Annotated in this window: 24 protein-coding genes; 9 read left to right on the top strand and 15 right to left on the bottom strand. The window is 68.7% G+C overall.

All coding sequences use genetic code 11. The features are described from left to right. Positions 1 to 34 precede the first annotated feature (34 nt). The 4 genes from A6I89_RS24725 to typA all read right to left on the bottom strand — a co-directional run bounded on the left by A6I89_RS24725 (position 35) and on the right by typA (position 4957). The gene (locus A6I89_RS24725; RefSeq protein ID WP_005514503.1) at positions 35 to 193 is read right to left on the bottom strand and encodes a hypothetical protein; all 159 of its coding nucleotides are present in this window, start codon (positions 191 to 193) and stop codon (positions 35 to 37) included. An 86-nt stretch (positions 194 to 279) separates the two neighbouring features. Then, positions 280 to 1155: an N-acetyl-1-D-myo-inositol-2-amino-2-deoxy-alpha-D-glucopyranoside deacetylase gene (gene mshB, locus A6I89_RS20540; RefSeq protein ID WP_022594822.1), complete on the bottom strand. Its 876-nt coding sequence runs from the start codon at positions 1153 to 1155 to the stop codon at positions 280 to 282. A 5-nt stretch (positions 1156 to 1160) separates the two neighbouring features. Next, on the bottom strand, positions 1161 to 2948 hold the full coding sequence (locus A6I89_RS20535) for an ABC transporter family substrate-binding protein (protein WP_172504564.1): 1788 nt from the start codon (positions 2946 to 2948) through the stop codon (positions 1161 to 1163). 113 nt (positions 2949 to 3061) lie between these two features. Further along, positions 3062 to 4957, bottom strand: coding sequence for a translational GTPase TypA (gene typA, locus A6I89_RS20530; RefSeq protein WP_005514506.1), 1896 nt, complete (start codon positions 4955 to 4957; stop codon positions 3062 to 3064). A gap of 398 nt (positions 4958 to 5355) precedes the next feature. Here typA and A6I89_RS20525 point away from each other — a divergent pair, with 398 nt between their 5' ends. Further along, the gene (locus tag A6I89_RS20525; RefSeq protein ID WP_005514508.1) at positions 5356 to 5538 is read left to right on the top strand and encodes a hypothetical protein; all 183 of its coding nucleotides are present in this window, start codon (positions 5356 to 5358) and stop codon (positions 5536 to 5538) included. Positions 5539 to 5547: 9 nt separating this feature from the next. On the opposite strand, the gene A6I89_RS20520 is transcribed toward A6I89_RS20525, so the two are convergent. Next, a complete protein-coding gene (locus A6I89_RS20520; RefSeq protein WP_005514509.1) occupies positions 5548 to 5940 on the bottom strand; it encodes a (deoxy)nucleoside triphosphate pyrophosphohydrolase in 393 nt (130 codons plus the stop codon). Positions 5941 to 5973: 33 nt separating this feature from the next. Here A6I89_RS20520 and A6I89_RS20515 point away from each other — a divergent pair, with 33 nt between their 5' ends. Beyond that, positions 5974 to 6264, top strand: a complete 291-nt coding sequence (locus A6I89_RS20515; protein ID WP_005514511.1) for a 4a-hydroxytetrahydrobiopterin dehydratase — start codon at positions 5974 to 5976, stop codon at positions 6262 to 6264. Here A6I89_RS20515 and A6I89_RS20510 read toward each other — a convergent pair. Beyond that, a complete protein-coding gene (locus A6I89_RS20510; RefSeq protein WP_013415368.1) occupies positions 6206 to 7474 on the bottom strand; it encodes a mannosyltransferase in 1269 nt (422 codons plus the stop codon). The two genes, A6I89_RS20515 and A6I89_RS20510, sit on opposite strands and share 59 nt — an antisense overlap. A gap of 385 nt (positions 7475 to 7859) precedes the next feature. Here A6I89_RS20510 and A6I89_RS20505 point away from each other — a divergent pair, with 385 nt between their 5' ends. Together A6I89_RS20505 and A6I89_RS20500 are read left to right on the top strand one after the other, a co-directional pair. Then, on the top strand, positions 7860 to 8615 hold the full coding sequence (locus A6I89_RS20505; protein WP_041674609.1) for an Rv1157c family protein: 756 nt from the start codon (positions 7860 to 7862) through the stop codon (positions 8613 to 8615). 84 nt (positions 8616 to 8699) lie between these two features. Further along, positions 8700 to 9038, top strand: coding sequence for a hypothetical protein (locus A6I89_RS20500; protein ID WP_022594817.1), 339 nt, complete (start codon positions 8700 to 8702; stop codon positions 9036 to 9038). Here A6I89_RS20500 and A6I89_RS20495 read toward each other — a convergent pair. Next, entirely contained in the window at positions 9035 to 9499 is a 465-nt protein-coding gene (locus A6I89_RS20495) for a MarR family winged helix-turn-helix transcriptional regulator (protein ID WP_022594816.1), read from the bottom strand. The two genes, A6I89_RS20500 and A6I89_RS20495, sit on opposite strands and share 4 nt — an antisense overlap. 58 nt (positions 9500 to 9557) lie before the next feature. On the opposite strand from A6I89_RS20495, the gene A6I89_RS20490 reads away from it, so the two are divergent. From A6I89_RS20490 to A6I89_RS20480, 3 genes are all read left to right on the top strand, one after another. Further along, positions 9558 to 11057, top strand: coding sequence for an MFS transporter (locus A6I89_RS20490; RefSeq protein ID WP_080559270.1), 1500 nt, complete (start codon positions 9558 to 9560; stop codon positions 11055 to 11057). Between the two features lie 328 nt (positions 11058 to 11385). Further along, positions 11386 to 11628 carry a hypothetical protein gene (locus A6I89_RS20485; RefSeq protein WP_005514519.1) on the top strand — a complete coding sequence of 81 codons (243 nt, stop codon included), beginning with the start codon at positions 11386 to 11388 and terminating at the stop codon, positions 11626 to 11628. 110 nt (positions 11629 to 11738) lie between these two features. Beyond that, entirely contained in the window at positions 11739 to 12239 is a 501-nt protein-coding gene (locus tag A6I89_RS20480; protein WP_013415363.1) for a nuclear transport factor 2 family protein, read from the top strand. A gap of 71 nt (positions 12240 to 12310) precedes the next feature. Here A6I89_RS20480 and A6I89_RS20475 read toward each other — a convergent pair whose 3' ends face one another. The 5 genes from A6I89_RS20475 to A6I89_RS20455 all read right to left on the bottom strand — a co-directional run bounded on the left by A6I89_RS20475 (position 12311) and on the right by A6I89_RS20455 (position 16859). Beyond that, entirely contained in the window at positions 12311 to 12673 is a 363-nt protein-coding gene (locus A6I89_RS20475) for a hypothetical protein (protein WP_005514524.1), read from the bottom strand. 91 nt (positions 12674 to 12764) lie between these two features. After that, the gene (locus A6I89_RS20470; RefSeq protein ID WP_044990716.1) at positions 12765 to 13514 is read right to left on the bottom strand and encodes a DUF1906 domain-containing protein; all 750 of its coding nucleotides are present in this window, start codon (positions 13512 to 13514) and stop codon (positions 12765 to 12767) included. Between the two features lie 112 nt (positions 13515 to 13626). Then, a complete protein-coding gene (locus tag A6I89_RS20465; protein WP_013415361.1) occupies positions 13627 to 14583 on the bottom strand; it encodes a restriction endonuclease in 957 nt (318 codons plus the stop codon). A 133-nt stretch (positions 14584 to 14716) separates the two neighbouring features. Then, complete coding sequence (locus A6I89_RS20460) at positions 14717 to 16153, bottom strand: FAD-dependent oxidoreductase (RefSeq protein ID WP_013415360.1); 1437 nt, start codon at positions 16151 to 16153, stop codon at positions 14717 to 14719. Positions 16154 to 16274: 121 nt separating this feature from the next. Further along, positions 16275 to 16859, bottom strand: a complete 585-nt coding sequence (locus A6I89_RS20455; protein ID WP_005514528.1) for a TetR/AcrR family transcriptional regulator — start codon at positions 16857 to 16859, stop codon at positions 16275 to 16277. Positions 16860 to 17003: 144 nt separating this feature from the next. Here A6I89_RS20455 and A6I89_RS20450 point away from each other — a divergent pair, with 144 nt between their 5' ends. After that, positions 17004 to 18104, top strand: coding sequence for an ABC transporter permease (locus A6I89_RS20450; RefSeq protein WP_232244702.1), 1101 nt, complete (start codon positions 17004 to 17006; stop codon positions 18102 to 18104). A 68-nt stretch (positions 18105 to 18172) separates the two neighbouring features. Here the strand turns inward: A6I89_RS20450 and A6I89_RS20445 are convergent, their stop codons facing one another. Beyond that, complete coding sequence (locus A6I89_RS20445; RefSeq protein WP_013415358.1) at positions 18173 to 19789, bottom strand: amidohydrolase; 1617 nt, start codon at positions 19787 to 19789, stop codon at positions 18173 to 18175. 185 nt (positions 19790 to 19974) lie between these two features. Here A6I89_RS20445 and A6I89_RS20440 point away from each other — a divergent pair, with 185 nt between their 5' ends. Beyond that, entirely contained in the window at positions 19975 to 20196 is a 222-nt protein-coding gene (locus A6I89_RS20440; protein WP_005514534.1) for a PLDc N-terminal domain-containing protein, read from the top strand. Here the strand turns inward: A6I89_RS20440 and A6I89_RS20435 are convergent, their stop codons facing one another. Continuing rightward, positions 20197 to 20865, bottom strand: coding sequence for a class F sortase (locus A6I89_RS20435; RefSeq protein ID WP_022594808.1), 669 nt, complete (start codon positions 20863 to 20865; stop codon positions 20197 to 20199). A gap of 3 nt (positions 20866 to 20868) precedes the next feature. Further along, the coding region (locus A6I89_RS24885; protein ID WP_237171835.1) for a hypothetical protein at positions 20869 to 21799 on the bottom strand (931 nt) is incomplete at its 5' end.

The following is a 21799-nucleotide window of genomic DNA, read 5'->3' as shown; positions in this document are numbered from 1 at the left end:
TCATCGGCGCCGACGCGGCGACGGCGGGGTCCGGTCACGGCACCGGCGGATAGCCCATCGCCGTCAGTAAGTCGCTCATCTGGTGTGCGAACGCGTGCAGTGAGCCGATGTAGAGGTCGTGGAAGTACGGCGCCATCGGCCGCAGGCTGTCCACGAAAGCCGTGATCGCATTCTGGAGTTCCCAGTTGTACATCCGCAGCGACCTCCCGTTCGACAGGGGCTGGTGCCGACGCACGGACCCCCACGAACGTGGCCTGGGTCATAGCTTACGGGGAATCGTCAGCCGATCCCGCCGAACAGATCCTTCTCCCGTCCGTCCGATTCGACGGGCCCGGGCTCACCCCGGACCAGGGTGTAGTGCTCGACGGCGAGGATCGGCTGGATCACGTTGTTCGACAGCGCGAACTCGGTCCCCGACGGTGCGACGGTCACCTGCGTCGCGTGTGCCCGGAACGCGGCGCGTTTGGCGTCCAGCACCGGCCGGACGTCCACGGCGGCGGTCACGGACGCGTCCGGCACCGTCGGGAGTTCGTCGGGCGTCGGCATCCGCCAACCGTGCGGCACGTCGGTGATCGCGGCCACTTCCGCCTCGAGCGTGGACCGCTCGGTGACCGTCCAGTAGAACTTCGCGACATTCCAGGGTTGCCCGCAGTCCGGGAAGGCGTCGGTCCCGGCAGCCTCGACGGCGGCCGTCGTGAGCCGGTGCGCCTGAATGTGATCGGGGTGCCCGTAGCCCCCGACCGGATCGTAGGTGACCACCACGTGCGGGCGTAGCTCCCGGATCACCGCGACGATCGCGGCGATCGCCTCGTCGATGTCGGCGTTGACGAACGCGCGCGGATTACGAGCTGACGGCGTGCCCACCATCCCGGAATCCCGCCAGCGACCCGCACCGCCGAGGAAGCGCGGCCGGGACACGCCCAGCGCTTGCAGCGCGCCGGTCAGCTCCATGATCCGGTAGCCGCCCAGCTGATCCGCCGCGCCCGCGACCAGGCCGGCCCACCGGTCCCCGATGACCTCGCCCTCTTCGCCGAGAGTGCAGGTCAGCACCGTCACGTCGGCGCCGTCGGAGGCGTACCGCGCGATGGTGCCGCCCGTCGTGAGCGTCTCGTCGTCGGGATGGGCGTGCACGAACAGGATGCGTCGGGCGTTCATCTCACTCACTTCGTCGTGCGGGTCCACACTCCGGCGTCGCCGAAGATGCCCACCGGGATCGGACCCGCCAGCGACACGCCCTCCACACCTGGACCGGCGACCACGATCGCGTTGTCCTGGAGGACCGGCAGGACGGCCGCCAACTCCCACAGCCGGGGCTCGGCGTCGGCGATGACCCGCGCCGGGTCGTCGAGGCCACGCAGGGCCGCGTCGATCCCGGGCTGCAAGCCGGGATCGCACAGACCGGACAGGTTGCTGGGAGAGCGCACCGACGGCGCCGGCGTGGCCGCGGACGTGGGTGCCGGAGACGTCGTCTGCGGCGTCGTATCCGGTGCCGACTCCGACGTGTCCAGCGGCAGGCAGCCGAAGCGGGACGCCAGCGACGTCGCCGGGTCCGACCCGGCGCGTTCCCAACCGACGACGGCGTCGACCGTGCCCGACGTGAGTGCCTCGCCGTACAGGTCCTCGGCCTTGAGCGCACGCACCGAGGCCGCGATACCCGCCCCCCGCCACTGGTCGGCGACAGTGTTGGCGACGGCGATCGCGATGTCGTCGTTCTCCGGCGCACCCAGTACGAGGGTCAACTGCTCGTTGTCCCGCACCAGACGTCCGACGGTGACGGTCTCCGGGTCGTTGCCCTCGGCGAGCGTCGGGACGACCTGGAAGCCGGCACCGGCGAGCGCCCCGAAGGCCTGCTCCCGCGTCGGCGGCGGTGGCGCCGTCGGCGCATACCCCGGGTCGGACGGAGCCAGCACCTGTGCGCGCGCGGGGGTGGCGGACGATTCGCTGCCCGCCCCCACCGTGGCCAGCAGGTTGGGATCGAGAAGTCCGAACAGGCCCTTGCGGACCGTGGGCTCGGCCAGCGTGGACACCCGGCCGTTGAGAGTCACCGACAGCACCCGTGGCTGCAGTTCGGTGCCGGTGCGCACGCTGGGAATGACCGACAGCTGCCCCAGTGTGGCGGCACCGCCGTGCACGCGGGCCACCTGGGCGTCGCCCGAGCGGATCGAGTCCGCGAGCTGGGCCGGGGAGCCACCGCGGCGCATCAGGATCTGATCCGCCTTGGCGGGGGTGCCCCAGAACCGGTCGTTACGCTCGAGCACGATCTCGTCGCGGCCGCGATCGACCGACTTGATGTGGAACTGCGCCCCCGAGACCGGAATGCTGTCACCGAGCCCGCGGGCGAAGCCGCCCGGCGTGTCCTTGACCAGATGCGACGGCAGCAGGTCGGTGAAGAGCTCGCGCCACGCCGGATACGGGGCGGTGAGAGTCACGGTGACGGTCTTGCCGCCCCCGGACGACTCGACGTCGTCGATCAGACCGTAGCCCGCAGGATCCACGACGCCCGGCTGGGTGATCATCTGCTGCCACAGGTAGCGGAAGTCCTCGGCCGCGATCGGAGCACCGTCCGACCACTGGGCCTCGTTCCGCAACTGGTAGGTGATGGTCGTCGGAGCCTCCGGCGGCACCGCGGTCGCCGACACCAGCACGGACGGATCGGGCACCCACAGCGTCACGCCGGGGCGCGCCGGATCGAGCGCGGGACGGAACGGACTGGGCAGCACCAGCGCGCTCACCGCCGAGTTGACGGGTGACTGGTCCGCGAGGAGATGCGGATTGAACCCGATGCCCACGTCGTCGATCGCGACGGCAACGGTGTTCTTGGTGGGAACCGCAGTCGTCGGCTTGGGGCTGTCGGTGCTCTCGACCGGCGGCGGCGGGTTGGCGGTACAGGCCGCCAGCGCCAGCAGCGACACCGCAGCCAGGGTCCTCGGAACCAATGCACGGAACATCCCGTGCCGTACGTGCGCCACTACCGGCCCTCCCGTCCGCGAGCGGCACACCCGCCCGTGCGCGTTGCGCGAGCACTCAGCCTCGCACAACGCGCACGGAACGCGTCACACACTTACAGCGCGGCCTTGTCACGCGACTTCGCGCGCGAACGCTCGCGAGCGCGATCGGTCTGCGACAGATGCAGCTTGCGCACGCGCACGACCTCGGGAGTGACCTCGACACACTCGTCGGCGGCACAGAACTCCATCGCCGCCTCGAGGGTCAGCTCGATCGGCTTCGCGAGCGTCTCCGTCGCGTCGGCCGTCGCCGAGCGCATGTTGGTGAGCTTCTTCTCCTTGGTGACATTGATGTCGAGGTCCTCGGCGCGCGGGTTGATACCCACGACCATGCCCTCGTACGTGTCCGAGCCGGGCTCGACGAAGAAGGTGCCGCGGTCGGCCAGCTGGATCATCGCGAACGGGGTCACCGAGCCGGTGCGGTCCGAGACCAGCGAGCCGGTGTGGCGGGCGCGGATCTCGCCGGCCCACGGGGCGTAGCCGTGCGAGACGGCGTTGGCGATGCCGGTGCCGCGGGTCTCGGTGAGGAAGTCGGTGCGGAAACCGATGAGGCCACGCGACGGAACGATGAACTCCATCCGAACCCAGCCGGTGCCGTGGTTCGTCATCTGGACCATCTTGCCCTTGCGGTTGGCCAGCAGCTGGGTGATCGCGCCCAGGTGCTCCTCGGGGGTGTCGATCGTGAGCTCCTCGAAGGGCTCGTGCAGCTTGCCGTCGACATGCTTGGTGACGACCTGCGGCTTGCCGACCGTGAGCTCGAAGCCCTCGCGGCGCATCTGCTCGACGAGGATGGCCAGTGCCAGCTCGCCACGGCCCTGGACCTCCCACGCGTCGGGGCGTCCGATGTCGAGCACGCGCAGCGACACGTTGCCGATCAGCTCGGAGTCCAGACGCGACTTGACCATGCGGGCGGTGAGCTTGTGGCCCTTGACCCGGCCGACGAGCGGCGAGGTGTTGGTGCCGATGACCACGGAGATGGCCGGCTCGTCGACGGTGATGGTCGGCAGAGCCACCGGGTTCTCGATGTCGGCGAGGGTGTCGCCGATCATGATCTCGGGGATACCCGCGACGGCGACGATGTCACCCGCCACGGCGACCTCGCCGGGCTCACGGTTGACGCCGACGGTCTTCAGCAGCTCGGTGATCTTGACGTTCTTGACGCCGTCGGCGTGCATCCACGCGACGTTCTGACCCTTGCGGAGCTCGCCGTTGTGGATGCGGACCAGCGCGAGGCGACCGAGGAAGTCGGAGGCGTCGAGGTTGGTGACGTGGGCCTGCAGCGGCGCGGCGGAATCACCCTTGGGCGCCGGCACGTGCTCCATGAGGACGTCGAACAGCACGTCGAGGTTCTCGGTGTCGGGCGCCTGTCCGTCCTCGGGACGGTTCATCGACGCCTTGCCCTCGCGGCCCGACGCGTACAGGACCGGCAGGTCCAGCAGCGCCTCCGCGGCGGCGGCGGCCTCGTCGTCGAGATCGGACGCCAGGTCCAGGAGCAGGTCCTGGGCCTCGGTGACGACCTCTTCGATGCGCGCGTCGGGTCGGTCCGTCTTGTTCACGACGATGATGACCGGCAGCGACGCGGCGAGCGCCTTGCGCAGCACGAAGCGGGTCTGCGGCAGCGGACCCTCGGACGCGTCGACGAGCAGCACGACGCCGTCGACCATCGACAGACCGCGCTCGACCTCGCCACCGAAGTCGGCGTGGCCCGGGGTGTCGATGACGTTGATGACGGTGACGGTGCCGTCCGGGTTGTGGCGGTGGACGGCGGTGTTCTTCGCGAGGATGGTGATGCCCTTCTCGCGTTCGAGGTCACCGGAGTCCATGACGCGGTCGACCAGCTCGGCGCGCTCGGCGAAGGCGCCGGACTGGCGCAGCATGGCGTCGACGAGGGTGGTCTTGCCATGGTCGACGTGCGCGACGATGGCGACGTTACGGAAATTGGTGGTGCTCACGCGGGGCGTTCTCCTGGCTGCTGACGGGGCCACACGAAGTTGCTGTCGTACGGCTTCTGGCTGCCGCTACGCGCATGCGTGATTCCCATTCGCGATCCCCCGAGTATCGGAACGCACCGGACGTCGCACGAAGAATCGCGACGTGTGCACCGACGGGGGACTGCGGCCAGCGAATACCCTACCCGCCCGAGCGGCCGCCCTCCGCACCGCGCCCCTCCTACGACGGCCCTGACCAGGCGATAGTGATCTACACCACTACGGTCGGAGGTCCTGCGAACTCTCCCGCGGCGCTGCGTCCGGCGTCGGGTCGTCGTTGCCGCGGGCCCGGATAAGGGTAGGTTTACTCTCGTGCGGGAATGCTCCGGGCACCGCACTCGGGAGGAAGGCCGGGTTCGCACATGGGCAAGGGAAAGGTGAAGGCCAGCAAGGTCTCTGGCCTCAAGCCCAAGAAGAAGTGCTGCCGGAAGAAGACGCGCTGCCTCAAGTGTCCGGTGGTGATCATGCGGATGAAGAAGCTCGAGAACGAGGGCGCGACCAAGAAGGAACTCAAGAAGGGCCTGAAGAAGGCGCGCGCCGCGTGAGTGGCGATGTCACCCGCCCAGCAGTGCCACCAACTCGGGCAGCCAGCCACGGTCGTTGCCGACGAGGGCGATCTCGCGCAGTTCGAGTGCATCCACCCAGCGCAGTGCCGCATGCTCGAGGGCCTGCGGCGTCCCGCTGACCAGTTCGGCCCGGTAGGCGCGCAGCACCAGTCCTCCGCGGAGCGGGACGTCGGCGCCGATCCGCTCCCCTGCCGTCGCCTCGACGCCCAGTTCCTCGCGCAGTTCGCGGCGCACCGCGTCGCTCGGCGCCTCGCCGGGCTCGACCTTCCCTCCGGGCAGTTCCCACAGACCGGCCAACTCGGGCGGTCGGGTGCGCTGTGCGAGCAGCAGGCGTCCGTCCCGGATCAGCGCGGCTGCGACGACCTCGCGTCCAGCGCTCATTGCGGTCCCCTCGCCATCGCACCATCATGAGGTATGGCCGAGCTGCTGTCCGACACCGAGATCGATGCCGCCCTCACGAATCTGCCGCACTGGCGCCGCGACGGCGCGTCGCTCACCCGAACCATCGAGTCGGCGAGCTTTCCCGCCGCCATCGCGTTGGTGGACCGCGTCGCCGAAACCGCGGAGTCGATGAACCACCACCCGGACATCGACATCCGATGGCGCACGGTCACGTACTCGCTATCCACCCACTCCGCGGGCGGGATCACCGGATCGGATCTGGAGTTGGCGCGGCAGATCGACGATCTGGCGGCGTCGGCGTGACGGGGTGCCGCCGGCCCGCGTAGGCCACCCATGCGAACAGCACCAGCGCCCCGACGACGTTGACGGTCGCGGCCCACGCGAGCACGCCTGGGCGCGAGATGGGCTCGTCCTCGATCTGCTTGAGCAGCCACGGCACACCGACGACGGTCACGGCGAGCCAGCCGGCCGCGATGATCCGGGAACCGAGCAGCCGCCCGTACGGGCCGTGCACGAGCCAGATCAACATCGGCAGCACCCACACCCAGTGGTGGACCCAGGAGATCGGTGACACCAGCAGCCCGAAGAGCTGGACGAGCACCAGCGTGCCGAGTCGGTCGTCCCGCCCGAGAGCCCGCCACGCGAAGAACGCGAGCCCGGCGGAGACGACGACGGCCGCGATCCACACCGCCCCGGATTCGACGTCGTGACCGGCCAGGCGGCTCAGCGCGCCACGCAGCGACTGGTTCCAGGCCGATCCGACGGGCCCGATCCGGTCGGCGTCGCCGAACTTCGAGGTGAAGTAGTCACGAGCCTGCGCGCCGATCACGAGGTAGCTCACCGCGACCGTGCCGAAGAAGGCGACGGCGGAGAAGATCGCGGCCCGCCAACGACGCTGCGCCAGGAAGTACAGCCCGGTGACCGCGGGCGTCAGTTTGATGCCGGCCAGGACACCGACGATGCCACCAGACAGCCACCACCGGGCGCTGCGGACGGCGATCATCGCACCGAGCACCAGGAACACGTTGACCTGCCCGTAGTCCAGGGTGGTCCGGACCGGTTCCGTCCAGATTCCCACCGCGGTCCACACCGCGGCCACGTACTGCCAGTGCCGTTCGCGGGCGACCTCACCGAGCAGCAGTTCCAGACTGATGCGGATCACCCAGAACAGCGCCGCGACCGTGGCGAGCTGCCAGAGAAGCCCGACCAGCCCGAACGGCAGGTAGTGCAGCGGCAGGAACACGAGCGCCGCGAACGGCGGATACGTGAACGGGAGCGGGAAGTCGGGCGTCTCCTCGGAGTACGTGAAGGCGTACAGATCGCCACGCAGCAGCGCGGCCGAACCGTCGACGTAGACGTGGAGGTCGACGAAGTTCGCACCGTTCGGCGTCAGGTAGGTCCACAGCAGTCGGAGGATCACCGAGAGGGCGAGTAGCAGCGGCGCCCACCGGAGAAGTCCGCGCGCGGCCGCGGCCGTACGCGGCCGTCGATCGGCACGTGAAAGCTGGGACACTGGCGGCGCTCTCCCGTGATCGTGTGTGCTGGCAGGACGCACCCAGTGTGGCGCGGGAGCGGGAAGGACCAGGTGTGGCGTCAGCCTAACGCCCCGGCCCGATGCGCCGAAAATACCTTGCTCATCAGTAACAGTTGCATCAAGGTTCACATTTTCCGCATACGTCACAGATATTGTCACCAGGCGATGGCAGTTACATCACAGCTTGAATAGACTCCGCTGGGTCGTGGATCACGAATGCGACGTGCAGAACAGTCTGTACACATCGGGGGATCGATCCATAGAGTGACCCGCGACGAACAACCCGCGACCACGGAGGCCGTGGGCGCCCGTGCGGCAGACCGACGCTGTCAGCAAGCGTCTGAACGACAAGGATGGGGAAACCGTGATTCGTAACCGAGGAACGCGACGAGCAATCACTGCATGCGCAGTCGTGGCCGCCGCTGCGCTCGCTGTACCGGCCAACGCGGCCGCACAGCCGACGCCTCCCGGGCTCCCCGAGGGCGTCTCCATCGATGCGCTGACCTCCCTCGCGCCCGCCATCCTGGGTGCCGCGGCGGCGCCGGCGGACATGCAGGACGTCGACGCCAAGACCGACCTGCTCGCCCAGGCCCGCATCCTTCTCGAAGGCGCGAACCTGCCGCCGGAACTGAAGTCGACGCTCGAGCGCGTCATCACGTTCCTGGACGGCAGCGGTGGCGGCGGACCGGAGATCCCACAGGACGGCCCGGTCATCGCGCAGTTCCTGTACCCGACCGTGGGCAAGGGCTGCATCGCCCCGTCCAGCGATTCCGTCGGCACGGCCCTGGCCGTCCCCGGTCCCGCGCACCTGCCGCCTCCGGGCCCCGGCGCCGGCCAGGCCGGCTTCGTCTTCACCGCGCTCGGCACCGCGAAGGCGGCCCCGAACCAGGGCATGACGGTGTCGTGGATCAACGTCGACAACGGCCGCCGCGAGACCCAGCCGTTGACCACGGAGGCCCGCATCAACCCGGACGGACCGGCGACGCTGTCGGCGATCGCGAACACCGGCCCGGGTCGTGTGCTCGCCGTGATCTCCGGCGACCTCACCACCGAGCCCGACGGTTCCGCGCCGATCACGTGCAACTTCCTGCCGACGGTCGGAATGTTCGCGGTCGCGTAACCCCGCTCGCACAGGGAAAGGCCCCGCCGGCTCCGGCGGGGCCTTTCCCTGTTCACGGCCCAGGCTCGCGTGGTAGACCGGGGAATGGCCGAGACGACGAAGTCGATCCGCTCACTGCACTCCCGACGATCCATCCTGTCGATCCGATCGGAGGGATCGATCCTCTGCATCGGCAGCGTGGGCTCCATCCTGTCGATCGGATCCATCGGGTCGGTCCTGTCGATCGGTTCCGTCGGCTCCGCCGGGTCGGCGATGTCCTCGCTGTCGTTCGGCAGCATCGGTTCCCTGCTGTCGGGCCTGTCCCGCTGGTCGCTGTTGGCCTGGCGTGGCGTCGGGCAGGCACCCGACGAACGTCCGACCCTCGTGGTCGTCGCCGACGAACCGGACCTCGCCGAGTCGACGACGTTGCACGTCCAGTCCTAGTCGGACTCCGGCCTCGGCCAGGCTCGACCCTCGAGCGCTTCGACATCCCGGTTGAACCGCACCAGCAAATCGTGGAGCAACGCGATCTCGTCCGGGGCCCAGTCCTCGAGTACCCGTTCGGCACCGTCGCGGTTGAGATCACGATCGGCTCGCAGGCGCGCCAGGCCGGTCTCCGTGGCTCGAATCTTGCGCGCCACACCGCCGTCCGGATCGGCGATGCGTTCGACCAGTTCGTGTCGCTCGAGCGCCCCCACCTGACGGTTGACCGTGGAGATGTCGAGGAGGAAAGCCTCGGCCAGTTCCTTGAGGCTCATCAAACGATCGAGTTGCAGGCGCGCGAGGATCAGGTAGGCCGAGCGGTCGAGGGTCTGTTGTCCCCGTTGCCACGACAGGGCGTGGTAGCGCGACAGGAGCATCAACTCGTACTCGACGCCCGCTACGGTCCGGTCTTCGTCGGACAAACCCGACCCCTTCCACCTCGATTGCCCGCAATGTCCGCGTTGTGCGGTACGGCGCCCGATGTGTACGGTACACATTCTTCCAATTTTCTCTTTCTGCAGTTTCTTTCGAGGAGTTTCCTTGTCCACACCCGTCGCGTCCTCGACGGTGAAGACGACCCCATCCGTATCCGGCAACGCCATCGTCGCGATTCTCGGCTTCTGCGGCATCGTCGTCTCTCTGATGCAGACGCTCGTCGTCCCGATCATTCCCCAACTGCCACATCTGATCTCGGCCTCACCGGCTGACGCGTCGTGGGCCGTCACCGCCACTCTCCTCGCCGCCGCCGTGGTCACCCCCATCAGCGGCCGGCTCGGCGACATGTTCGGCAAGAAGAAGGTCCTCGTCATCAGCCTGGGCCTGGTCGTCGCCGGGTCCGTGGTGTGCGCCTTCGCCGACTCCCTGATCCCGCTCATCGTCGGTCGTTCCTTGCAGGGCGCCTCGGTGGGGGTGATCCCGCTCGGCATCAGCATCCTGCGCGACGAGTTGCCTCCCCGGAAAGTGGCCGGCGCGATGGCCATCGTCAGCGCCACCCTCGGCGTCGGCGGCGCGATCGGACTGCCGATCGCGGCAGCGGTCGCGCAGGTGGCCGACTGGCACGTGCTGTTCTGGATGTCGGCCGGACTCGGCCTCGTCTGTGCGGCACTGGCCGCCGCCGTCATCCCGGAATCCTCCGTCCGGAACCCTGGCCGATTCGACTTCGTCGGCGCGATCGGGCTCAGCGCAGCGCTGATCCTGTTCCTGCTGCCCATCACCAAGGGCGGCACGTGGGGCTGGAGCGACCCACTCACCCTCGGCCTGCTCGCAGGATCCCTCGTGTTGTTCCTGGCCTGGGGATTCCTGCAGCTGCGCACGGCGCGGCCGCTCGTGGATCTGCGAGTGTCCGCCCGTCCGCACGTGCTCTTCACCAACCTCGCGTCGATCGCGATCGGCTTCTCGATGTACGGCAACTCCCTGACGCTGCCCCAGTTGCTCATGGCACCGGAATCGACCGGGTACGGACTCGGGCTCTCGATGGTCACGGCGGGCCTCGCGCTGGCCCCGGGCGGGATGGTGATGATGGCACTCTCGCCGGTCTCCGCCAAGATCTCGGCCTGGCGGGGACCGCGTTTCACCCTCATGGTCGGCTCGGTCGTCGTCGGCCTGGGCTATACGTTCGTGTACTTCCTGTCGTCCTCGGTGTGGATGATCGTCGTCGGCGGCATGATCATCGGCGCGGGCGTCGGACTGTCGTACTCGTCGATGCCTGCGCTGATCATCGGTGCCGTCCCCGTGTCGGAGACCGCCGCCGCGAACGGTCTCAACTCCCTCATGCGGTCGATCGGCACGTCCAGCGCGGCCGCTGTCATCAGCGTCGTCCTGGCGAGCATGACCGTGACGCTGGGGACCGCCACGATTCCCTCGTTCGATGCGTTCCGCGCGACGTTCGTCATCGCGATCGTCGCCGCCCTGGTGTCGTTGGCGTTCGCGTTCCTCATCCCGAAGGCCCGCCCGGCGGCCGCCGGGACGCAGCACCCCTGACGGCCGTCCGAATACGGGGAAGGCCCGCAACCGGGGATCCGGTTGCGGGCCTTCGTGGTTCTCGTGGCGTCCTACTGCTGGCCGCCGCCCGAGGACCCGTCCGAGGAACCCAGGTACAGGTTCGCAGCGATCGCGTAGAACAGGTTGATGAGGAAATCCACGAGAGCCTCCGAGTCGTAGCGGTTTCGGACCGATAACGGTAGCCGACCGGTTCTTGCGAACCGGACCGACACCGGGCGTATCGGAACATCCGTCCAACTTGTTTCACTCCGCAGGCGCGGTAGCGTTGAGGAAGCATGTGAAGTCACTCCAGACGGGAGTCACGACCATGAGCAGAGAGAAGTGGTGGGTACTCGCCGGCCCGGACAGCGGCTGGTCGCTCGAACAGCGGGCCAACGGCGACCACGTGGTCGTCAACACGACCACCTCCGAGGAACACGTGCTCAACGGGTACCAGTGGATGCACGTCAAGCATGCCGACGCGGCAACGGGCACACCCGAACACGGCCTGAAGGTCCTCGGGGAGGGCCCGCCGCCCTTCGGCCGATGGACCGAACTCCACGGCACCTGAAAACCCACCCGAATCCGGCAAAAAACTGAAACACGTTCCAGCCGTGCGTTAGGTTGCAGGTGAGTCCGCGTGCGAGGCGGGCGACCGCATCGACCACGAGGAGCGCAGCCATGCCGTGGACCCGCGAAGAACTCGAAGGAGCCTTCGAGAACTACCAGAAGACCGTCGTGCGAGCGACGCAGACCGGCGACTGGAACCTCTTCGCCGACATGTTCACCGAGGACGCCACCTACCTCGAGCACGCATTCGGCCGATTCGAGGGCCGCGAGGAGATTCGCCGTTGGGTGACGCGCACGATGACCGCGTTCCCGGGCAATCGCATGCCCGAGTTCCCCGCCTCCTGGCACGTCGTCGACGTCGAACGCGGCTGGGTGATCTGCGAGATCCAGAACCCGATGGAGGATCCCGGTGACGGCACCGAGCACGGCGCCGCGAACATCACGATCCTCCACTACGCGGGCGACGACCTCTGGTCGCACGAGGAGGACGCCTACAACCCGATGAACTTCTTCGCGATGGCGAAGAAGTGGTGCGAGCATGCGGAGGCCGCGGGCAACCTGCCCGAGGATGCACGTGTGTGGCGCGAGAAGATGGCGAAGCTGCCCGGCTGATCAGCACCCGGGAACGACGACGGGCGCCCTCCGTACGCGGAGGGCGCCCGTTCTCGTGTGCGACGAGTTCGTCAGTAGCTGGTCCAGAGCACCGCGATCAGGGCGTTGACGATGCCCAGGATGCCCACGATGTGCGCGAAGTTCGGGTTGCCCTCGCCGCGCTTCTGGCGAGCCCGGCCGATCTCTGCGACGGCGACGATGATCAGCGTGATGAGCAGCTTGACGCCGATCTTGGCATGGTCGTAGTCCTTGCCCAGCGAATCGACGGCTTCGCCGAGGCCGACGATGACGAGGCCCGACAGCAGCTGGATGCGCGCGCCCCAGACCATCACCTCGCTGATCCGGGGGGCCTTCAGGACCGAGAGGTAACCACCGACGATCGCGGCCATGCCCAGCAGGTGCACGGCGACGAGGATGTTGTAGACGACAGACATGCCATTACCTTAGCTTTACGTATCCGGCGGTCTCACAATTCCGCGGCCACAATCCATCGTTGGATGGATTCTCCCGGGATCGATTCCTCGACTATGACAGGAAGAACGGCTTCTGCGCCGACCATTGACCGTACTGCGGCTTGAGGATCGAGTTGAGGTCGATGCCGATGCCCTCGATCTGTCGCTTGTCGATCTCGAACTGGTGCAGGTGCGCGGCCGGATGCACGTAGCCGGCCGGGGATCCCCAATTGTGCTGCCAGAACAGTCCCCCGATCCCGGCGCGCAGGCAACGGTCGATGGTCGGCGTGTTGGCGTACACGCCGACGTTCCGCCGCCCGAGGACCTCCTCCCAGCCCCGCAGGTAGGGCGCGATGAGGTTGTCGAATTCCCACGGCGACGGATTGTCGTCGATCGACGCGTAGATCGGGCGGTTCTCGGGGCCGCCGGCAGCCCGGTGCAACTCCAGTCCGCGTTGCGCGTGGCGGATGCCGGCGTCGAAGCCGCCGCGCCAGTCCGACGTCTGCCCCTTGCCGAACTGGTAGCAGGAGACGATCTGCAGGCCGAACGCCGCCATGGCCGCGGCCTCACCGAACTGCATGGGCTTGCCGAGCATCCACTCGGCACCCGGACGCCGATCCGACACGTACCTGATCGCGCCCACGTGGCCGGCCGCACGGATGCCCAGCGGAGACGGCACGCCGGCCGAGTAGTCGATCAGGGTCGCGGGCCCGGCGTTCGCGACCGACGGTCCTGCGAGCGCCGCGAGCCCCGCTGCCGCGGTGCCTGCCGCCGCGTACTTGAAGAGTTCTCGCCTGGAAACCTGCACCGTGAAACCTCGCATCGCCGGGACTGGGGTGTGCGGCGACGGATTCGGCGCCCGCACTTGTCGATTCGACGGCTATTCCACCACAGCAACTCTGGTTCCGTCAGTCACATCGGTGACTTCGGTACCACTAGCTCGACTCGAGGCCCGCGAAGAATCCGGTGTTGACGGCGACGTCCTCGACGACACGGGTCCGGGTCTGCACACCCAACCCGTGCTCTTTGAGCAGTTCACAGAGCCGGTCCCCGTCGATCAGATCCACCGGCGGCGCACCGTCGCGCCGCGATTCCGCCCGGGCCTCGCTGGTGAACGTGCCGGTCGTGATCAGCAGGCCCTTCTCCCCCCGGCCCGCCATTGCTCCGCGCAGATCTCGCACCGCCCCGGCGCCGACGCTGCCGCTCACCCGCTTGCACTGGAAGGCGACGGGGAAGCTCAGCAGCGAGATCTGGCACATACCGATGCCGTCGATACCACCGTCCGCGGTCCGCCCGGTGATGGTCGCGGTCGAGAATCCCGCTTCCCGGAGCAGGCGCTGCGTCAGACGCTCGAACGCCGTGGACGACATGCCGAGCACCGCCTCGAGCACCGTCGACTTCCAGGCGGCCGTGTCGGCGTCGTTGTAGGCCGAATCCGGCGTGGTGTCGGTCTCGGCGTCGGCAAGCGGAAGCACCTGCGCGTCAGGTGTATTGGCCTTGCGGCTGAGCCGCTGCCGACGCTTGTCTGCGGTGAAGGCCAACAGCAGCGGCCGTAATTCCGGTTCGGTGACCGCGCGCCCCTGCTTGGTGACACTCCACACCGCCCGCCGACTGTTCGCGAGCAGACCCATTCCCTTGAGATAGGTTCGGGCCCAAGCCAACCGGTATTCGACCTCGGTTCCGGGCCCCTCACCGTGCAGGACCCCCTGCAACTCCGGGGACCACCCCTGGCGCTCGACCACGGCGCCGTCGAGTTCGTTGTTCGACGCCGATCCGCCCAACGCGATGAGCGCCTGGAGCGTGGGCCACAGCAGTTCGGTGTACGGCGGCAGTTGAGCGATCAGCTCCTGCTGACCGGCGACGCCGTCACGCCGTGGCTCCTGTTCCTGCACACCCGCTCCCATCCGCGCCGTCCATCGATGGCCGCTCGACACGGGATCGGCCAGCCGACCTGGATGTTATCGGGTGTCGCGCCCTCCCCCGAATCCGGTGGTTCCGCCGGAGCAGCGGAGCCACCGGTGCACGTCAGGCCCGGGCAGCGGCGTCGCGGCCGGCCACCCGACCGAACGCGAGGGCGTCGGCGATGTGGAAGCCGCCGTCCTTGCGCCAGCTGTAGGTCGAGCTCACCTCACCGGCGGCGTAGAGACCGGCGATGACCTCTCCCCGGGTGTCGAGGACGCGCGCTCGCCCGTCCCGGCGAGGGCCACCGTTGCTCCAGCCCAGCAGTGGCGTCACCTCGAGCACGTAGAACGGTGCCTGCGTCACGGCGCCCAGCGTCTGCGGCTCGCGCCCGAAGTGGTCGTCCCGACCCGCCTCGCACGCCGCGTTGTACTGCTCGACGGTGCGCTCGAGCGTCTGTGCGTCCACCCCGATCAGGTCGGCGAGTTCGGCGATCGAGTCGGCGCGGCGGATCCAGCCCTTCTCGATCTCCGCGCTGTTGTCGACACTCCACCGGCTCCCGTTCATCAGCAGGTTCCAGCCCACGGGGAGCACGTCGGGCGTCGGGCTGAGCGGACCTGCCGTACGCATCTGCTCGTCGAAGATCAGGTGGAAGGGGCGCAGCGGGAACAGCTCGTACGCGCCACCGCGGGCGGTGTGGCCGTGCTTGGGCTCGGAGCTCTCGTCGGTGAAACGGCGCCCGTCGCCGGACACCCACAGGTAGTTGTGCGCGTTCCACAACGCCAGGTAGTGCCCGAACTCGTCGTCGCCTCGCACCCCGGTGATGGTCATCATGTTGTCCATGTGCCACAGGTCGGCGCCCACCGCCTGCGCCAGGCGGTGGCCGTCGCCGGTCGAGGCCGGCGATCCCCACAGCACGTGGTCCTCGACCCGCAGGTAGTCCCGCACCATCTGCGGATCGGCCGCGAATCCCCCGGTGGCCAGCACGACGCCGCCACGCGCGCCGATCCGTCGGTGTCCGGCGGGCCCCGCCACGACGACGCCGACGACCGCTCCCGCGTCGACGATCAACTCGACGGCGGGCGTACGGAACCGGGTCTCGATGCCACGCTCCGCGAGCGCGCGGCGCAGGAAGTCGTGGAGCAGTCCGTTACCCATCCGGCCGCCGACGGTGTCCATCCCGGCGTAACAGTCACTGCCCTCCAGCTCCAGGTATTCGGGCTCCGTGTGGTAGTCGCCGCTCATGGCGACGTCCGCGCCGAGCCCTTTGAGCCACGGTGAGATCTCGGCCGTCTCCCTCGCCCACGCCTCGACGACGTCCTCGGCGACAGGGAAGGGACCGTTCAGCGCGTGCAGGAAGATGCGAGCCCGCTCCGGGTCCCGGTTGACCCACCAGCCACTGCCCGAGACGCGGGTGTTGCCGCCCGCCGTCGCCTCGTCGCACTTCTCGACGACCAGAACCGTGGCGCCGGCCTGATGCGCGTCGAGCGCGGCGGCGGCGCCCGCAGCGCCGGATCCCACCACCACCACATCGAATTCCTCGTCGAAGCCCGTCACGCCCACATTCGCCCCTCTCGGTCATGTGATCCACACCGCTTTCGCAAGCCGATGTGATTCACACCATCTTTCAACGGAGCCGGGCGGGGCGCGCCGGGGTTCCCATCCAGCGGAACAGTCGCCGGCGTCAGCGGTCGACGAGCACCTGCAGAGCGGCGCCGTAGCGTTCGACGATGTCGTCGATCGGCGCTGCTCGCAGCCACGGGCTCTCCATGACGTAGAGCGCGGCCATGAGTCCGGACAGCTGCGCGGCCAGCAGATGCGCGCGCAGCTCGGCATCCTCGCCCATCAGACGCGGAGCCAGTGGCGCGACGATCATCTGGTCGATTGCCTCCTGCAGGTGCTCTCGCACGACGGGCCGGTCGGACGCACGCACCAGGGCGGCATAGACCGCCGTCGGCTTGTCCGCCTGCTGCCGCCGCGTCCGTCGGACGACGAAATCCACCAGCGCCCTACCCAATCCGTCCAGTGGGCCCTGCACCACCTCGACGAAGGCGTCGGACATCGTCATCGTCCGGATGAAGAGCTTCTCCTTCGAGCCGAAGTAGCGGATGACGAGCGCCGGATCGACGCCGGCGTGCCGAGCGATGTCGCGGACCCCGGTGGCGGCGAAACCCTGCTCGGCGAACAGTTCCGCGGCAGCCGCCTGCACCGCTTCGCGGTTGTGGGCGGTGCCCGCGCGGGCGTGGGGTTCGGGTGTCTCGACGGTCATCGATCGTCCTTCGCTCGGAGGTGTCCGATTCCAACCTTGCCGCAGAGCCTACGTCAACAGTGTTGACATCCGGTCGTCAACACTGTTGACTATCCGTCGCGTCAACAGTGTTGACATTTCGACGATTCAGAAAGGGCGATGCGGATGCCCAACACCACCGATCAGCGCCACGACGACTGGGACCGAGCCATGGAGGCCGACACCGAGGCGGTCGCCCCCGCGCTCCACCTCGACCACGGCGCACCCGACGGCGCCGCCGGCGGTCCCACCCAGTGGCGCACCGTCGTCGAATCGATGGTGTTTCCGCTGTTCTTCGCGGTCATGTTCGCGCTCTGTTATGTCAGCGCGTTCCACAACCCCGCGCCGCGCGAGGTGGAGATCGTCGTCGTCGGCCCCGAGTCCGCCACGACCGCGCTGGTCGACCGGCTCGCTCCGACCGTCGGCGACAAGTTCGACCTCGAGACCTCCACGGACGCGACCGGCGCGATCGATCGCCTGCAGAACCGCGAGATCGCCGGCGTGATCGAGCTGGGTCCGACGATGAACCTGCACATCGCGTCCGCCGAGGGCACGATGCGGGTCCAGGCCGCGGAGGGGCTCGCACAGCCGCTCGCCGCCGCGCAGGGCGTCGACCTGAACGTGGTCGACCACGCGCCGCTCGCCGCGGACGATCCGACCGGCACCGGCCTGTTCTATCTCGTCATGGTCTGCACGATCGTCGGGTACCTGACGATCACCGTGCTCTCCCAGGTGGCGCCGCGCATGCGATTGCGTCAGCAGCTCGGTGTGCTGGGCGTGATGTCGGTGGTCGGTGTGCTCGCCGCATATCTGGTCTCGGCGATCTTCGTCGGCTTCTACGGCGCGTCGTTCGCGGCCAGTCTCGCGCTGCTCGCCGTGGTGATCGCCTACACGATCGTCGTGGGGTTGGTGAGCATCCTCGTCAACCGGGTGTTCGGCAAGGCCGCGATCATGGTCGTGATGGTCTTGATGATCTTCGTGAACTTCCCGAGTGCTGGTGGCGCGTTCCCCGCCGACTTCCTACCCGGCTTCTGGTCCGCACTCAGCCACTTCTGGATCGGCGCGGGTGCCGTCGACGCCACCCGTTCGATCGTCTACTTCGGCGGCACCGGCGTCGGCCACGGACTGCTCGTGATCGGCGGATGGTTCGTCGTCACCGCGGCCCTGTTGGGGCTCACGCAGCTCCGCAAGCCGAAGGCCGAGGCACCGCAGCAGCAGGCCGGCTGACCGCACTCATCGCCATACGGCTCGACCAAGAACACCGTCCAGGGATTCCCGGGCGGTGTTCTTCGTCGTCAGCTCAGGCTGCCGTACACCGTGGCGCCGGCGAACACCGTGGCCCGCACCTCGATGTCCGCGATCCGCTCGGGATCCACAGCGAGCGGATTCGCCGACAGGACGACCAGGTCGGCGTGCATCCCAGGTTTCAACGCGCCGATGGAATCCTCACTGAACAGCTGCCAGGCCGCGTCGACGGTCTGGGCGCGCAGCGCCGCCTCCACCGGGATGCGCTCCTCGGGCGCCAGCACCCGCCCGCCGCGGGAACGCCGGGTGACGGCGTCCGCGATGTTGCGCAGCGGATCGGTCGGCGTGACCGGACCGTCGTTGTGGAACGAGATGCGATGACCGGCAGCCAGCGCCGAACCCGCGGCGGCCCAGTGCCCGCCGTGCTCGCTACCGAACAGATCGTCGACGAGGACGTCACCCCAGTAGTAGAGGTGGTCGACGAACAGGCTGCAGGTCACCCCCAGGTCGGCGGCGCGTCGGAACTGGTCCGGGCGCATCGCACCGACATGCTCGAGGCGCAGTCGGTGATCGTCACGCGGGTTCGCGGACAGCATCTGCTCCCACGCGTCGAGGACCATTGTGATCGCGTCGTCGCCATGCGCGTGGCACGCGATCTGCCAGCCCTGTTCGTAGTACGGGGTGCTGATCTCGAGGATCTGCTCGCCCGTGTAGTTGGCTCCGCCGTGACTGCAGGCCATGCCTAGTGCGCGCGTGGCCGGGGTGTCCAGGTAAGCGAAGCTGAGCGCGATGTTCCCGATCCACGGTGAACCGTCGGACCAGATCTTGATCCCGACCTGCCGCACCATCTCGTCACCCGCGCCCGGCTCGAGGTCGGACCCGCGCTTCGGCCCCGACATCTCGTAGAGCCGCAGTCGGGTGGTGAGGACCCCGGCCTCGGCGGCCGCGGCCAGCGGAGCCCGCATGCCCGGGTCGAACGCCATCTCGCTCACGGTGGTGACGCCGGCAGCGTTCAGTCGCGCGGATTCGGCCGCGAGCAGGTCGGGGAATCGTCCCGCCGCCGAGGCCAGCACCGGGCCGGCGATCGCGATCACGGCCGCCGACTCGTATGCGACACCGGTGAGCTCACCGGTGTCGGCGTCGCGCCCGAAGCGGGCACCCTCCGGATCGGGAGTGTCCTCGGTGACGCCGGCGGCGGCCGCGGCGGTCGAGTTGAAGTAGGCGGCATGTCCGGAGTTGTGCAGGACGATCAACGGCTTGTGCGGCGACTGCTCGTTCATCCACTGCAGAGTGGGCTCGTCGAGCCCCTTCTGCAGCAGCGGATCCCAGCCGTTGAGTACGGCGCCTTCGGGGCCGGCGTCCGCGACGGCTTGCGCGATCGTGGCGAGCACGCCGTCGGCGTCGGGGACCGTGACGGGGCGGATATCGACGACGGGCTCGCCCAGCAGGACCGCCTCGTTCAGAGGGTGACCGTGCGCCTCGATGAATCCCGGCATGATGCAAGCGTTTCCGACGTCGTGGACGACGGTCCGAGGGCCGATGAATCCGGCGACGTCGGCGTCGGCCCCGACTGCGACGATGCGCCCGTCCTCGACGGCAACCGCAGTCGCTCGCGGATTCGCGTCGTCCATCGTCAACACGTCACCGAACACCACCAGGTCAGCCATCGGCACTCTCCGCTCCGTTCCCGGCTTCGGGCGGCCGGTTCTCGCCCGACAGGCTACAGACCAGCCGTTCTCTTCGCGCGTCCTGCGCGTGTGGCCCGGCCGCGTCGTGTCGTCGTCCGGTAGGAAGAACGGAGGGCGTTCGACCAGCGCGGACGTCGACCTGTGGACACGGAAGGAAAGGCCCCATGGCGAAGAAGAAGTGGTCGGAGATGAGCCCGATTCAGCGCGCGGTGATCATCGCAGCCGGCTCGGTCCAGTTGAGCCTGGCGGCGACCGCGTGGGCGGATCTCGCGACCCGGCCGCGCGACGAGGTCAACGGCAGCAAGCGGAGGTGGGCCGCGATCATCGCCGTCAACTTCATCGGCCCCCTGTCGTACTTCCGGTGGGGGCGGCGCACGTCTGCGTGATCACTGCGCCGACTGCACACGTTCCTCGACGAGGTCGGCGAAGACGACGGTGTTGTCGCGGTAGCTTCTTGCAGCAGTGTCGAATTCGCCGCCACATGTGATCAGCCGGAGCCCGGGGTGATCGATGTTGCCGTACACCGCCGCGGTCGGGAACTCCGCTTTCGCGTAGCGGTCGACTCTCGTCACCCGGAACACAGCCGTGACCCCGTCGGATCGGATCGTGTCGATCGTGTCGCCCGGTACCAGTTCGTGGAGGCGAAGGAACACGCCGGGCTCACCGCCCCAGTCGACGTGGCCGGCGAGTATCGCGGGACCTCGTTCGCCGGGAACCGGTGAGCCGGAATACCATCCGGCGGGGAATGCTCCGGGCGGCACCTCGAGCGTGCCGTCCGGCTCCAGCCCGAGATCGACGAGTTCGGTGTCGACTCCGATCGCGGCGACGACGAGTCGGTCGGGGCGGAGCACCGCGTTTTCCGGACCGGACACGATCGGGGCGGCGGCTGACGTCGTGGGTGCCGGACCGGATTGTGCCGGGACGGCCGATTCGGGTGCGGCGCAACTGGCCAGCAGGAATCCGCATGCGAGGGCCCCGGCAAGAACGGCCGACAGGCCGGTTCCGGACGATCTCCGGAACCGGCCTGTCGGCTTGTCGTTCACGGTCGAACTCACTGCCTACTGCTTGCGGCGGTGGCGTCCGGTGGCTGCGGCCGTTCCGGCCGTGGCTGCCAGCAGCAGTGCGGTTCCCAGCAGCAGCCCCCGCCCCGCGGTGTCGCTCGGGGCGCCCTTGTCACCGGCTTCGACGCCGCCGACGGGTACCGCGGAGATCTGAGCGCCCCCCTGCTGCGCCGCGGCGGGCGCGCTCACGTTCTGCAGAGCGGCTGCCTGGGCGGCAATCGGCTGCGTGATATTCCCATTGCCCGCGCCTTCGGCTTCGGCTTCGGCTTCGGCTTCGGCTTCGGCCTCGGCTTCGGCTTCGGCATTCGCACCGCTGCCGGCGTTGCCGGTCGAGGCCAGGGTGCTGCCGAGTGCGGCGCCTCCGCCGAGGGCACTCCCGAGTGCCGCACTGCCGAGGGTTCCGCCACCGGCAAGGGTGCTGCCGAGGGCCAGCCCGCCTACCGCGGCACTCCCGAGGACTGCACTGCCCAGGTCGGAGCTACCTGCTTCGCCGCCACCGGCGCTGCCGTTCTCGGAGCTACCGGCCTCGGTTTCACCGGCGCTGCCCAGTCCGAGGCTGCCGAGGGCGAGGTCCGTGAGGCTCCCCAAGCCGAGGTCACCGCTTCCTGCGGTCAGCCCGCCGCTGCCCGTGCCGCTGCCGGAGGCACTGCCCGAACCGAGGTCCGCCAGGCTACCGAGGTCCGCACTACCCACATCGGTACCACCGGTGCTGCCCGCATCCCCTGTGGACCCGAGTGCCGCGGCACTACCGACAACCGGCAGAGCCAAACTTCCGAACGGAAGCGCCAAGCTACCCAGCGCAAGCTCACCCAAGCTGCCCAGGTCCAGATCGCCACTGCCGGCTGTCAGCTCACCGCTACCGGTCTCCAGGCTGCCGGTGTCGCTACCGGAATCACTGCCCGAACCCAGGTCAGCCAGGCTACCCAGA

This window comes from Prescottella equi (genome assembly GCF_002094305.1).
Taxonomy (GTDB): Bacteria; Actinomycetota; Actinomycetes; order Mycobacteriales; family Mycobacteriaceae; genus Prescottella; species Prescottella equi.
Note: the sequence above shows the minus strand (reverse complement) of the source record. Positions and strands in the feature narration are given on the sequence as shown.

What these genes read in the sequence shown, in the direction of transcription:
- A6I89_RS20490 (WP_080559270.1), top strand. Translation starts at nt 9,558, where the DNA reads ATGTGTACGGTACACATTCTTCCAATTTTCTCTTTCTGCAGTTTCTTT.
- A6I89_RS20440 (WP_005514534.1), top strand. Translation starts at nt 19,975, where the DNA reads ATGGCGAAGAAGAAGTGGTCGGAGATGAGCCCGATTCAGCGCGCGGTG.
- A6I89_RS20470 (WP_044990716.1), bottom strand. Translation starts at nt 13,514, where the DNA reads ATGCGAGGTTTCACGGTGCAGGTTTCCAGGCGAGAACTCTTCAAGTAC.
- A6I89_RS20450 (WP_232244702.1), top strand. Translation starts at nt 17,004, where the DNA reads ATGCCCAACACCACCGATCAGCGCCACGACGACTGGGACCGAGCCATG.
- A6I89_RS20480 (WP_013415363.1), top strand. Translation starts at nt 11,739, where the DNA reads ATGCCGTGGACCCGCGAAGAACTCGAAGGAGCCTTCGAGAACTACCAG.
- A6I89_RS24725 (WP_005514503.1), bottom strand. Translation starts at nt 193, where the DNA reads ATGTACAACTGGGAACTCCAGAATGCGATCACGGCTTTCGTGGACAGC.
- A6I89_RS20485 (WP_005514519.1), top strand. Translation starts at nt 11,386, where the DNA reads ATGAGCAGAGAGAAGTGGTGGGTACTCGCCGGCCCGGACAGCGGCTGG.
- A6I89_RS20500 (WP_022594817.1), top strand. Translation starts at nt 8,700, where the DNA reads ATGGCCGAGACGACGAAGTCGATCCGCTCACTGCACTCCCGACGATCC.
- A6I89_RS20455 (WP_005514528.1), bottom strand. Translation starts at nt 16,859, where the DNA reads ATGACCGTCGAGACACCCGAACCCCACGCCCGCGCGGGCACCGCCCAC.
- A6I89_RS20515 (WP_005514511.1), top strand. Translation starts at nt 5,974, where the DNA reads ATGGCCGAGCTGCTGTCCGACACCGAGATCGATGCCGCCCTCACGAAT.
- A6I89_RS20520 (WP_005514509.1), bottom strand. Translation starts at nt 5,940, where the DNA reads ATGAGCGCTGGACGCGAGGTCGTCGCAGCCGCGCTGATCCGGGACGGA.
- A6I89_RS20525 (WP_005514508.1), top strand. Translation starts at nt 5,356, where the DNA reads ATGGGCAAGGGAAAGGTGAAGGCCAGCAAGGTCTCTGGCCTCAAGCCC.
- A6I89_RS20475 (WP_005514524.1), bottom strand. Translation starts at nt 12,673, where the DNA reads ATGTCTGTCGTCTACAACATCCTCGTCGCCGTGCACCTGCTGGGCATG.
- A6I89_RS20535 (WP_172504564.1), bottom strand. Translation starts at nt 2,948, where the DNA reads ATGTTCCGTGCATTGGTTCCGAGGACCCTGGCTGCGGTGTCGCTGCTG.
- mshB (WP_022594822.1), bottom strand. Translation starts at nt 1,155, where the DNA reads ATGAACGCCCGACGCATCCTGTTCGTGCACGCCCATCCCGACGACGAG.
- A6I89_RS20445 (WP_013415358.1), bottom strand. Translation starts at nt 19,789, where the DNA reads ATGGCTGACCTGGTGGTGTTCGGTGACGTGTTGACGATGGACGACGCG.